10 protein-coding genes are annotated in these 12,432 nt (G+C 72.5%); all 10 read right to left on the bottom strand.

All coding sequences use genetic code 11. From position 1 onward, the window contains the following. Nucleotides 1-5 precede the first annotated feature (5 nt). Nucleotides 6-602: a hypothetical protein gene (locus ACIREI_RS31150; RefSeq protein ID WP_403339780.1), complete on the bottom strand. Its 597-nt coding sequence runs from the start codon at nucleotides 600-602 to the stop codon at nucleotides 6-8. Continuing rightward, the gene (locus ACIREI_RS31155) at nucleotides 577-1,380 is read right to left on the bottom strand and encodes an FkbM family methyltransferase (protein WP_403339783.1); all 804 of its coding nucleotides are present in this window, start codon (nucleotides 1,378-1,380) and stop codon (nucleotides 577-579) included. Before ACIREI_RS31155 ends, ACIREI_RS31150 begins: the two co-directional genes overlap by 26 nt. Continuing rightward, the gene (locus ACIREI_RS31160; protein WP_403339786.1) at nucleotides 1,377-1,622 is read right to left on the bottom strand and encodes a Trm112 family protein; all 246 of its coding nucleotides are present in this window, start codon (nucleotides 1,620-1,622) and stop codon (nucleotides 1,377-1,379) included. Before ACIREI_RS31160 ends, ACIREI_RS31155 begins: the two co-directional genes overlap by 4 nt. Next, nucleotides 1,619-2,536, bottom strand: coding sequence for a hypothetical protein (locus ACIREI_RS31165; RefSeq protein WP_403340041.1), 918 nt, complete (start codon nucleotides 2,534-2,536; stop codon nucleotides 1,619-1,621). Before ACIREI_RS31165 ends, ACIREI_RS31160 begins: the two co-directional genes overlap by 4 nt. A 25-nt stretch (nucleotides 2,537-2,561) precedes the next feature. Beyond that, nucleotides 2,562-3,314: a class I SAM-dependent methyltransferase gene (locus ACIREI_RS31170; RefSeq protein ID WP_403339789.1), complete on the bottom strand. Its 753-nt coding sequence runs from the start codon at nucleotides 3,312-3,314 to the stop codon at nucleotides 2,562-2,564. After that, nucleotides 3,311-4,696, bottom strand: a complete 1,386-nt coding sequence (locus ACIREI_RS31175; RefSeq protein ID WP_403339792.1) for a condensation protein — start codon at nucleotides 4,694-4,696, stop codon at nucleotides 3,311-3,313. The genes ACIREI_RS31170 and ACIREI_RS31175 overlap by 4 nt, the downstream gene beginning before the upstream one ends. Then, a complete protein-coding gene (locus tag ACIREI_RS31180; protein WP_403339795.1) occupies nucleotides 4,693-9,105 on the bottom strand; it encodes an alpha-(1->3)-arabinofuranosyltransferase family protein in 4,413 nt (1,470 codons plus the stop codon). Before ACIREI_RS31180 ends, ACIREI_RS31175 begins: the two co-directional genes overlap by 4 nt. Further along, nucleotides 9,102-9,779, bottom strand: coding sequence for a class I SAM-dependent methyltransferase (locus tag ACIREI_RS31185; RefSeq protein WP_403339798.1), 678 nt, complete (start codon nucleotides 9,777-9,779; stop codon nucleotides 9,102-9,104). Before ACIREI_RS31185 ends, ACIREI_RS31180 begins: the two co-directional genes overlap by 4 nt. A gap of 172 nt (nucleotides 9,780-9,951) precedes the next feature. After that, a complete protein-coding gene (locus ACIREI_RS31190) occupies nucleotides 9,952-11,106 on the bottom strand; it encodes a glycosyltransferase family 4 protein (RefSeq protein ID WP_403339801.1) in 1,155 nt (384 codons plus the stop codon). A gap of 253 nt (nucleotides 11,107-11,359) precedes the next feature. Further along, the gene (locus ACIREI_RS31195; RefSeq protein WP_403339803.1) at nucleotides 11,360-12,346 is read right to left on the bottom strand and encodes a DUF3068 domain-containing protein; all 987 of its coding nucleotides are present in this window, start codon (nucleotides 12,344-12,346) and stop codon (nucleotides 11,360-11,362) included. Nucleotides 12,347-12,432 lie beyond the last annotated feature (86 nt).

Raw genomic sequence — 12,432 nt, forward strand, 5'->3', positions numbered from 1 at the left:
CATGTTCAACCGCTGACCGCCGTCCGCTGCAACAACCCCCACGTGAACTCCGCGACCACCTCCCGCCGCACCCCCTCCCCGTCCGGCGCGGTGAACGCCAGCCCCCAGCGCGTCGGGGCCGTGCCCTCCAGGGGGCGGGCGGGGGCGAAGGCGCGGGCGGCCTCGTCGACCGTGCAGGACCAGGGGGTGAGGTCGGCGAGGGTGCGCAGGGGCGGGCTCTCGGCGTCCGGGGAGCGGACCAGCCACTCGTTCCACACCGCGCCGTTCGGGGCGAGCAGCACCTCGAAGCGCAGGTCGGGCCAGAGCGGGACCGGCCACAGCCAGGCCTCGCACTCCAGGTCGCCGACCTTGCGGGAGATCACCGACTCGGGCTCGCCGAACACCGAGCGGTACCGGGAGGCGGCGGCGCGGGAACGGGGCGAGCGGACCATCGCCTGCCAGCGCTTGTTCGCCTCGCGCATGTCGGCGAGGGAGACGCCCAGTTCCCGGCGGGCGTCCTCCACCAGGTCCGGGTTGTGGTCGGCCATGCGGCGCAGCAGCACCAGCTGGAAGTCCAGGGGAGTGAAAGGGCTGGGACTAGCGGGGCGCTTTCCGGAGGGCATGTGCTCCATGGTCGCCGATCGGGCGGCGGCCGTCGGGGAGGAAGAGGACCGAATTGACGTACCGCGGGCCGCGGAACGGCAGCACCCGGCGCAGGAGGCCCTGGGTGACGACGTACGAGGTCTCCGCCTGGTGGGTCTCCAGCGGGAAGCGGCTCAGGGGCACCCAGTCGCGGCCCGGCAGCACCCAGCCGTCGTAGCCGAGCAGGGAGAGGTACGTCACCACCGGGGCGATCGGCTGGATACGGGACTCCAGCTCGATGAAGAGTGCGGGCCGGTCGCGCGCCAGGATGGCGGTCGCGCCGCGCAGCACCGCGAGCTCACTGCCGTCCACGTCGACCTTGACGAACCCGACGTCCTTGAGGCCGAGTTCGTCGAGGGTGACACAGCTGACCGGCAGTGCCGTGGCGTGGATGTTCCGGCGGACCAGGGAGGACACCCCCCGGTCGCCCGCGTCGTGCGGCGGCAGCCAGAGCCGGGCCGCGCCGGGGCGTTCGGCCGCCGCGGCCTGCACGACCCGGACGTTGGGCGGAGCCGTCGCCGCCAGGAGCCGCGCCAGATGGGGGACCGGTTCCACGGTCACCACCCGGCGTGCCCGCCGCGACAGCCGCCGCGTCCACGGGCCGTACCAACCGCCGACGTCCACGGCCGTGCCGCACTCGGCGGGACACAGTTCCGGCAGGCGGGCCAGCTCCGGCTCGAAGCGCGGGTACACGGCCCGGGCGACGGCGGCGACCAGGCGGGTGGGCAACAGAGGGGCGAGGTGCGCGGCGAGGGTCATGGGGCCATCCGTTTGAGGAGTTCCTCGTGCTCGTCGTCGGAGACCTGCTCCCCGGACGCCGGCAGCAGCTGCGGGATGCCGTCGACGATCGGGTAGCGGCGGCGCAGGCGCGGGTTGTACAGCGCCTCGGCCTTCTCGTCCGCCTCTTCCGCATCGGCGGGGCCGTCCGGTACGACGAGGTGCAGCTGCCCCTTGTCGAGGGGACACGCCAGGATCTGGAGCAGGGGGTCGTCGGGTTTCATGGTGGAGTCAACTCCTTCGCACCGATGGGGGGTTGGGGAGACGGTGGTGCGGGACGGTCGTGCCGGGGCATCGACAGCAGTACGGCGAGCGCGAGCGCCGTACCCGCGACCCGCAGCGCCAGCCGCAGCGGGTCCTCGGGCAGCGCCTCGCCGAACGACAGCGTGCCGAGCACGGCCGTGTACAGACACGTCACCGTCGTGCACACCGGCACGATCAGCGAGGCCCGGCAGCGCTGCAGCGCGGCCTGCGACATGACCAGCCCGAAGGCGCCGGTGAACAGGAGCAGATACGGGTACGGGGAGCGCAGCAGGTCAAGGAGCGCGCCGACCGGCCCGCTCGTCGTCAGGTAGCTCGACACGCCCTTGATCGCGAGCGAGCTCACCCCGTACAGCAGCCCCACCGCCACGCCGTACTCGACGCCGGTCGTCGGCAGCCGGTGCCGGTGCCGGGTCCTGCGCTCGGCGGAGTTGTACAGCCACACGCCCGCCGCCAGCGAGGGCACGCACACCAGCAGGATCAGCGGATACGGCGCCTCCTGGCTGACGGTGTCCGCCCCCTCCCGCAGCGACAGCACGACCATCAGCAGCGCGGCGAGGATCGCGCCGATCGCGTACCGCTCCCGTCCGCTGGTCTCCTCGCCCAGCAGCCGTGCCGAGAGCAGCACGAGCAGCACCAGCCCGGAGACGAAGATGCCCTGCGCGGCGGCGATCGGCAGGGTGCGGTAGACGACGAGCTGCGCGCCGAAACCGGCGGCGAGGGCCAGCGAGCCGCCGATCCACAGCGGGCTGCCGAGCACCAGCCGCAGCAGCCGGGCCGGTTGCCGGATGCTCACCTGCGGGAGTGCGGTCAGCGCCCGTTTCTCCAGGACGAAACCGAGGCTGTACAGGGTGTTCGCCAGCAGGGCCGCGGCCACTCCCCACCACATGGTCCAGCCCCCCTTACGTCCTTCGCGCGTGCAGCAGCAGGATCGACGCCAGCGCCGGTCTCGCGCAGGCCAGCCGGTCCAGGGGCCGCAGCGGACGCGGTACGCCGTGGAAGGGGGCGCCCGCGAGGCGTACGACCTCGAAGCCGGACGCGGCCACGAACTCCCGCAGCGCGCGGGCGGTGTAGAGCCGCAGATGCCCCACGACCTCCCGCCCCGGCCGGCCGTGGATCGCCCGCAGGCTGACCTCCGAGAACACCGGCTGCACTCCGGCCAGCAGCAGGGCGCGGTTGTACCAGGCGGCCAGGTTCGGCGTGGAGAGCATGAGGTGGCCGCCGGGGCGCAGCACGCGGCGGATCTCGTCCAGGGCTGCGTCCGGGTCGACGAGGTGCTCGATGACTTCGCTGAACAGCACGGCGTCGGCGGAGGCGGACCTGAACGGCAGCCCGCCGCCGGTGAGTTCACCGCGGACGGCGTACGGGATCCGGGTGCGGGCCCGGCGCAGGGCGTCCTGGGACCAGTCGATGCCGACGATGCGGTGGCCGGGGAGGAAGGGGGCGGCGGTGGCCGCGGCGGTGCCGTCGCCGCAGCCGATGTCGAGGATCGTGCGCGTACGGCCGTCGGTGGTCGCCGGTCCCAGGGCTTCGGCGAGCATGCGGGCCTGGCGGCGGCTGCGGGGGGTGCCGGAGGCGACGGGGACGGCCGGGTTCTCGTAGAAGTCGCGCAGTTCGGGGGGTTTCACGGGGGAGGTCCTGGTGGTCGTGGTCACGGGGTCACCTCCGTGGTGCGCAGGTAGTGCTCGAAGAGGTCCCGCAGGTGGGCGCCGTCGCCGTGGCTGAGCAGGGCCCGGGACCAGCGCAGGGCGAGGTGGAGGCGGCCCGAGGTGGAGGCGGTGGTGACGGTGAGACCGCGGGGCATCCGGGCGGGCGCCGAGAACCACACGGCGTGCGCGCGGCCGGCCTCCTCGCCGAAGTCCAGGGGGTAGGGGATACGGCCGATGTTGCTGAGGAGGGTGGTCGAGGTCCAGGGCGCGGCGGCCCTGCGCAGGCCGCGGGTGAGGGCGGCGCGGACGGCGACGGGGGCCCACGGGGCGGTGAGGAGGGAGGCGCCGTGGCCGAGTTGGGGGCGGGGGAGGGATCTGAGGGCGCGGGTGCGCAGTGCCGTACGGCGCAGGAGTGCGGGCATGTCGTCGTCGGCGCGCTTCAACTCGTCGGGGCTGAAGGGGACTTCGACCAGTCGGGTGCCGTTGCCGATGGGCATGGTGGCGTCTCGGGGGCGGTCGTCCACGGGCATGGTGATGCGCAGGGGTCGGGGGCGGGCGCCGTGTTCTCTGTTCCAGTGGGCGATGGTCAGGGCCGTGGTGACCATGAGCTGGTCGTTGACCGTGTAGGGGGAGCCCTTGGGGCGGTGGGGGAGGGGGAGTTCGGTGACGAGCATGCCGTTGCCGGGGGAGGGTTCGGGGGTGCCTTGCGCCACCCGGGCGGGGTGGGACCAGTTGGAGGGGGTCTCTTCGGGGTGCGGTGGGGCTTCCGTCGTACGGATCGGTGAGGCTGCCGGCGAGTTGTCCCGGCCGCCGTACAACTCTGCGGCTGTGGCGAGGACGCGGAGGCAGGCGGGGCCGTCGAGGGCGGTGTGGTTGATGGTGAGGAAGAGGACGGTCCCTTGTGCTGTGTGTGGCTGCGGACCGTCGGCCCCGCGCGGCGGCACACCTACGGCGTCCGTCGCCTCGCTCCCCTCGACCGGCCCGCTCCCCTCCACCACCTCCAGCCGTATCGGCGGCGAAAGGGACAGCGGCGGTGCCTCCGTCAGGGCCCGTGTCCGCGCGTCCCGCAGCGCGTCCCGCCCCGGTGCCGGGAAGCTCACCACCTCCACGTCCGGCTCCGCCGTCAGCTCCCACTCGTACCGGCGCCGATACCAACGCCCCGGCGCCTCCCGCATGAGGATGCGGGGATGCCGGCGCAGCGCCTCCGCGAAGGCCGCACGCAGGCGCCCCGCGTCCAGCCGTCCCGGAAGGTGCACCTCGATGTGCACCGTCTCCGGCTCCTCCTCCTGGAGGCAGTGCCGGGCGACCTCGTCCACGACCGGGAACGGGACGCGTACCGGCGGACGCAGGGGACCCTCGGCGCGTGCGGGCTGCTGCAGTGCGGTCATGTGGCCTGGCCCTTCCCGGTGTCGTCGGGCTCCGGAGTGTCGCCGGGGCGGCTCGGCAGGAACCTCGGCTTGCCGAACCCGAGGCGCGCGGTCGGCGGATCCGGGTCCGGCCCGCCGGGGCCGCGTGCGGAGACGGTCGGCCCCGACTCGGGGCGGGGACCCGTCGGCCCGGGTGGCTCGGCGCCCAGCGGACTGCGCCCGCGCTCACGCTGCGGCAACGGCCGTGTCGGCGCTTCCGGGGCGCCTGCCGGAACACCGCCTCCGGCGACAGCCGGCGGCACCCCGACCGCCTCCTCCCGCTCCCGCACACTCACCACACCCGCGAACAACCCGACCAGCGCCAGCAGTTGAGCCGCCGGCCCGAAGGCGCCCTCTGCCACGCCCACCGGCTCCCCGGCCCCCACCGCCGCGGCGACCCCCGCCCCGGCGAGCGCCGCCACCGCGATCGGCACCAGCAGCGTGTGCCGGCGCCACGCCACCACGGCCAGCGCGGGCACCAGCAGCGCGAACCACCCGGCGATGAACACGCCCACCACCGTCACGGCCACCGTGCCCAGCCACAGCCCGGGCAGCGGCGGAGCGACCTGCGGCTCATCGGGATTCGGTGCCCGCCGGCGCCACAGCGCCAGCCCCACCAGCAGCGCGAGCGCCACCGCACTGCCGATCAGCCCGCCCTCGTACAGCACCGCCGGCTCGTACGACAGCTCGACCGTGCCACCGGCGCCGGCCGGGATCCGCCAGCCCTGCTGCCAGCCGTCCAGCCGTACCGGCGACAGTTCCTTGCCGTTCAGCGTGGCGCGCCAGCCGTCGTTGAAGTTCTCGTACATCGTCAGGTAGCTCGCCGCCCCCGTACCGACCGTCACCGCGCGCCGGTCGCCGAGCCAGTCCCGAATCTCCAGCTCCCGCCCTGCCGTCGCGGCCTCGGCGACCGTGCCGCGGGTCAGGGTCACGTCGGTGAGCGTGAGGGGCCCGCCGTCCCCGGCCTCGACCCGATGGTCACCGGCAGACAGCGACAACTCGGCGTCCCCACGCCCTTGCTGGCAGAGCGTCACGTCGATCTGTCGCCGCTCCATCAGGTCCCGTACGGTGCCCCGCGCGCTCGTCTCGTGGAGCTTCCCGTCCACCGACACCACAGGCCCCTTGCCGCACGGCAGCGAGAACGGCCGGGATTCCCGCGGCTGGGGGGTGCGGTACTGGTCGAGGGCCGGGATGTAGGCCTCCGTGAGGCCGGCCGGCAGCTGCAGGTCCTCGCCCACCATCGGGTTGTAGAGGGTCAGCGGCGCCGTCTGGGTGATCGTGATGTCCAGGCGGTCGGTGGTGATGGCGGGGAAGCGGACCCAGCCGTTCTCGTCGACGCCGGCGATCACCGCGCCGTCCGGGGAGCTGATGTGCACCTCGGTCGGACGCGTGGTCAGCCCGCCCGCCGGCGCGAGCACGATCTCTCCCACCGCCTGCTTTCCGGGCCAGCGCAGATGGATCGTCGGCCGGTCGCCCGCGATCCACGCCGTGGTCAGATCGCCGTCGGTGAGGTTGCGCGGGGACAGGCCCGTCCCCAGCCGAGCCGTGGAGTCGGCGGTGGCGACGATCCGGTTCTGCTGCTCCGGCGCCACCTCGTACAGCAGCCGGTCCAGCTCCTCGCCCGGCACCGGCACCGCGCTCGCCCGCATCTCGTACGTCCCCGCGGTGGCCGTGGTGAAGCTGCGGTGCAGGCCGGCCTCCGTGCCCGTCGGCGACAGCCCGGTGGGGTCGGCCGCACGGGACAGGGAGACGATGTCGGCGGCGGCCGAGGAGTCCTCGGCGTCGGTGGGCAGCCGCAGCAGCCGGGTCACCTGTACGTCGGGCAGGGCGATCTCGGAGAAGCCGGCCCCGGTCAGCCCGCCCCGCCGCGACACCGAGTCGGTGATCGTCAGCTTCATCCAACTCGTCGCGCCCGCAGGCGCCTTGACCGACTGCGTCGAGCCGTCCGGCCGCAGGAAGGAGCTCACCGACCCCTTCTCCGTCTCCACCCGCACCCGCGTCGGCGCCTCCCGCACACCTTCCTGTGGCAGCGGCGCCACCTTGAACGACGACGGCATGTCGTACGACCCGCCCGCGAAGGCGATCCGCAGCCACTCCCCGTCCGGCGAGCCCTCCGCCCCCTCGGTCCAGGCCGTGTCCGGGTTGCCGTCGAAGGCGTTCACCGGATCGAACTGCGGGAGGTGGAAGAGCCAGCTGCCGTACGAGGACGCGGTCACCGACCGTGCGCCGCGCAGCTCGGCCACCGTCTGGTGGTCGAGGCCGGTCGTCGGCAGGATCTGGTGCGGCTTCTCGCCCGCGTCCTGGGCGGCGTCCGGCGCGTTGCGCTCATCGCGCGTGTACGTGTACGACGTGTTGGCGTTGATCAGCCCGAAGCGCGTGTCCGCGCGCCGCAGCCCGTCGCCGACCACCTGTACCTGCGGTGAGCCGAGCCCGGGATGGTTGTCGCCGGTCAACACACTTGCCCGGCCGCGCAGTTGGGACGCCAGCGGCAGCAGCGCCTCGGGGCCGCCGGACACCACGGCCGTGTCCGCGACCGGCTGCAGCCCGGCCTGGTGCGGGCGCGGCACGTCCTCGCTCACCGGCTTGTAGATCTCCACCGCCCGCTGCCGTGGATACAGCCCCTCCACCTGGAGCGGGGTGCCCGGGGCGATCGTCCCGCCGGTCATGACCGGCCCGAGGCCGGTCACCCGCTCGTACCCGGACTGCTCCAGGGTCCGCTTCACCGTCGTCGTCGGCACCTGACCGATCTGGTCGGGATCGAGGTCGTTGCGGACGACGACGTAATAGACACCCGCTCGGCTCAAGTAGTCCGCCAGCCCCGGAACTTCGCCGCCGCTCGTCAGCGCCTGCTCGACGGCGTCCATGGCGCGCCGGTTGCCGGGGGTGCCGAAGGGGACGTAATCCCGTTGCGCCCAGCGGGAGTTGGCCACGACGTCCAGGGGCTGGTCGATGGTGGAGCCCCAGGTGTAGATGCCGTGCGCGGTGGCCGGGACGACGAGGGCGCGGGCGTCGGGGGAGTACTTCTCCATCCAGTCGGCCGTGGCCTGCCAGTACTTGGGGATCTCCTTGAAAGAGCCGGGGTTGAGGATCGAACCGTTGAGATACGGCCACATCAGCCCCGGCAGCACCAGGACCGCGGCGATCAACGGCGCGAACCGCCGCCCCCGCACCGGCCGCGCGCCGCGCGCCTCGGCGGCCACGCCCACCAGATGGGCGAGCCCCAGCACCAGCGCCAGGGCCAGCCCCGGCTGGAACTTGTAGATGTTCCGGAAGGGCACGAGACCGCCGTCCAGCCAGTCCTGCACGACCCCGTGGAAGGGCGCGCCGAACGCCCCGCCGTACCCGGCGAGCAGGATCAGCGCGACCGTCACCACGGTCAGCACCAGCCACCGCCGCTCCGGCATGTCCCGCCGGGCCAGCCCGGCGAGCCCCAGCCCGGACGCCAGCGCCGAGCAGACGATCACGACGACGGACGCGGCCACGGTCCAGCCGGCCGGCAGCCAGGACTCCCCGAAGTGCAGATAGGCGACCCAGTTCCCGGCGCCGCGCAGCGCCTCCGTCGCCGACATGGTCTCGGTCGTGGTCTGCGAATTCTCCACGTACGGAAGGAAGTTCTCGCCGTACGTGCCGAGCAGCAGGAGCGGGATCACCCACCAGGCGGTCGCCAGGACGACACCCGGCACCCACCACGCGATCAGCTTGCGCTGCCGTGGCCCGGGCGGGCGGGAGAGCAGATACAGCCCGACGGGCAGCAGCGAGGCCAGCGTCGAGGCGGCATTGACGCCGCCCATGAAGGGGATGATCAACGCCGAGCGCAGGGCGGCGACGCGTGCGGCGTACCGCTCATTGGTCAGCGGCAGCAACACCCACGGCAGGAACGCACCCGGCAGCGCGGCCGCCGACGTCGACCCGACCACGATGGTGAAGACGGGCCACAGCGCATATACGACGGCGCCGAGAAGCCGCGACGCCCCGCTGCCCACCCCCAGCCGCTCGGCCAGCCGCAGCGCACCCCAGAAGGCCACCGACACGATCAGCGACAGCCACAACCGCTCCGCCAGCCACACCGGCAGCCGTACGGCGTCGGCCAGCCAGTAGAACGGCAGCATCGGCCACAGATAGCCCGAGTACTGGTTCTGGATCCCGCCGAAGCTGCCCTGGTCGGACCAGAGTTGCCCGAGGTCGGACAGGAACCGGCCCGGATCGACGGTCACACCCAGCTTGGTGTCGAAGGTCTGCCGCCCCGGCTGCACCGCCAGCAACAGCACGAACACCACGGCCCAGAACCCCAGCAGCCAGCGCCGCGACCGCGGCCCCTCCGGCGGACCGGAGGCGGGCGCGGGGGTGGGCACGGCTGCCGGGGGAGGAGCCTGGACCGTGGTCGTCGTCATGGTGGACACCGCCTGAGGATGAGGAGGAGGTTCCAGGTGGCGAACTCGCGCAGGCCGGGCACCTTCACGATGCCCTCCGCGAGGAACGGCCAGTAGCGGGAGCGCGCCGAGACGACCTCGACGTCGTCGCGGGCGCGGACCTGCCGCAGGGTGGCGCCGATGTGCACGGCGAAGAGGTTCTCGCCGAGGGTGTGCTTGGCGGGCCGCCCCGTACGGCGCTGGTAGCGGGCGCGGGCCCGCTCGGCGCCGAGGTAGTGCCAGGGCGCCCACTCATGGCCGCCCCAGGGGGACAGCCAGTTGGTGAACGACACGTAGATCAGCCCACCGGGCCGGGTCACCCGCGCCAGCTCACTGAGGAACGTCTGCGGATCGGCCACATGCTCCAACACATTGGAGGAGAAGGTGACGTCGGCGACCCCGTCGTACAGCGGCAACAGATACCCGTCCGCGACGACGGCCCCGTCGGGAGGTTTCTCCCCGAGCTCCGCCACGTCCGGCTCGAAGAGGTAGGCCTGCGCACCACGCCGCCGGAACTCCTCGGTGAAGTAACCGCCACCACCGCCGACGTCCACGACGGTGCGTCCGGCGACGGGACCGTCGTAGGCCTCGACCTGGTCGGCGGCGTCACGGGCGAGGAGCGAGTAGCAGGCTTCGGGGTCGTCCTGCTCATGCATGAACGCACGAAAGAGGGCGAGCGAGCGACGAAACGAGGGGTCCTTGACAGCTCGGGGGTCGGGCACGCCCCGATAGGGGCGCGGGGCTGTGTTGAATTTGCGGCTACCGCCGCGCGGGCGCGACCAGCCACGAACCACCGGCACTCGCGAGACGACCGAACCAACACGGCGTTTAGGCGTCACGGCGCCGCACCGCCTCCGCGGCAACGGCACGGAACTGCGTAACCGTCCGATCCCAGCGATAGCGTGCCGCCCGGTCCCGCGCAGCCTTCCCCATCAACTCCCGCCGATGCCCGGACAGCGCAAGCGTGCACCAGGCAGCCGCGAACGACGACTCCCCGCCCGCGAGCACCCCGGTCTCCCCGTCCACGACGGAATCCCGCAGTCCGGGCACATCAAAGGCAATGGTCGGCGTCTCACGCGTCGCGGCCTCGGTGACGACGAGACCCCACCCCTCCACGGCGGAGGGATGGAGCAACAGCCACGCCGCACACAGCAGCCGGTGCTTCTCCGCCTCCGAGACGTGGCCCACGAACTCGACGCCGGGACCGGCGAGTTGCTCGAGAGACTGCCGCTCAGGGCCGTCCCCGACGATGACCAGCCGCCCGCCGGTGACGGGCCGCACCCGTTCCCACAGCCGCAGCAGCAGATCGATCCGCTTGTACTCGACGAGCCGCCCGACGGCCACGAACAGCGGCTCCGGCGAGCGGTCACCCAGCGGGCCCGGTTCCTCGACCCCGTTGTGCACCACACGGATACGCTCCCGCTCGACGCCGATCCCGCGGAGCGCCTGCGCCGTGGACGGGGACACGGCGACCATCAGGCTCCGATGCTGCGCACCGGTCAACGCCCAGTGCTCCAGTCTTCGGCCGAGCCGCGCCGCGGGCGCCAGCGCCCCGCCGAAGCGCATCTTCCACAGATCGGTGTGCACATGGTTGACCAGGCACAACGTCGGCCCGCGATGCCAGAGCGGGGCGAAGTACGGCATCCCGTTGCAGACCTCGACCAGCAGATCGCAGTCGCCGACCTGACGGGCGAAGGCGGATCTGGCGCGCAGGTAGTGGCCGTAGGAACCACCGGCCGACACGACCCGGTAGTCCCGGTACGCCGCCGGGCCCCCGCACAGCAGGGTGACCTGGTGGCCGAGCCGGGTGAGCCCGTCAGCGAGGCGGTCGACGAGCAGCTCGGAGCCGCCGGCGGCCTCGTTGCCCAGGTCACGGTGGGCGAGAAAAACGATTCGGCGCGGATGTGGGGGGAGCGCCGGGGGGTGCTGCTGCGACGCCCAGGGGAGGGTGGCGCGCAGCGGGGACGGCACGTGCTGGGGCATGGGTGCTCCAACTCGTCTCAGGGTGCGGAACTCAGCGTGGGGGTGGGGGAGGGTTCGGGTTCCCGGAGGGTTTGGGCTCCCGTGAGGTTTGGGTTCCCGTGGGGGGATTCGGGGGTTCTCGGTCACTTACGGTCGTTGTGCGTGGGGTGTGGACAGGCTGTGTCCGGGTGGGGTTGGACAGTTTTCGCCCAGCCGTTCGCCACGGCTACTCACCGGCGTGACAATTTCGGGCTTTATTAGAGCTGACGTCACGTCACATTGTGAGCGAGGGCTGGGGCATCTCGGCCGTAGCCGGTGATTCCGGGCGCCTCCGCCCCCGTGCCACCAAAACGCCACCGACCACCGCAAGCACGAATCCCGCCCCAGCGGCCCCGATCGGCAACGTCTCGCCCACCATGCGCAGCAGACCGCTGTCCCGCTTCGCCTGCCGCACGGCCTCCTTCTGCGTGGCCGTGGTGAACGAGATCTTCTCGCTGTCCAGCAGCACCGCCGCGTCCTTGTCGCCGCCGGGCGCCCGCAGGGTGCGGCGCGGGCCGGTCTGGGCGTAGATCACCCGTCCGGTGCGCTGGTCCACGACCAGTTTGAACCCGTGGTTGGAGTACCACTCCTCGGCCAGCACCTGCGGGCGCTTCGGCTCGTCGACGAGGCTGCCGGGGACGAGCCGGGTGCCCACCTTGCGCGGCGCGACCGTGCCGGTGAACCGGTAACCCGTGTACCCCTGGATCTTCTCGGTGCCGTCGTAGCGCATGGTGACCGTCGTGCCACCGGTGTTGTCCCACCACTGGTAGGAGCGCTTCTCGACGTCGAACGGGAACTTCAGATAGGCCTCGCCCTCGATGTACGGCGTCTCCTTGCAGCAGTGCACCGGTTTCGTCGTCTTCCGGTCCATCACCCAGCGGTGCGGGGTGAAGTCCAGCGCGTCGTGCGGGTCGGCGGCCGGCAGCGACTTGTCGGTGTCGACGGTGGTGATCACGTCCCAGACGCCGTTGCCGCTGCGCTCGCTTTCGGCCACATTGCCGCGCACCCGCTGGGTGACGGTGATCTTCTGGTCCGGCACGGTCTTGATCTTGTCGGTGTCGAAGACGCTGCCGGTGCCGGTGTACACGGCGGTGGTGTCGATGTCGATGGGGTTCACGGCGGCACGCGGGGTCACGTACCAGGCCAGCATCGGCGCCAGTACCAGCAGAAACGTGCCGATGCCCAGCAGGATCAACGAGAGGGGTGAGGCTGTACGGCGCATCCGGCACTCCTGGGGGGATTGGCGCATGGTCGATGCACGCTCAGTGCACATTCGGTGCACGGTCGTTGCCTGGCCGTTCTTGGGCC

This window comes from Streptomyces sp. NPDC093591, assembly GCF_044764885.1.
GTDB lineage: Bacteria > Actinomycetota > Actinomycetes > Streptomycetales > Streptomycetaceae > Streptomyces.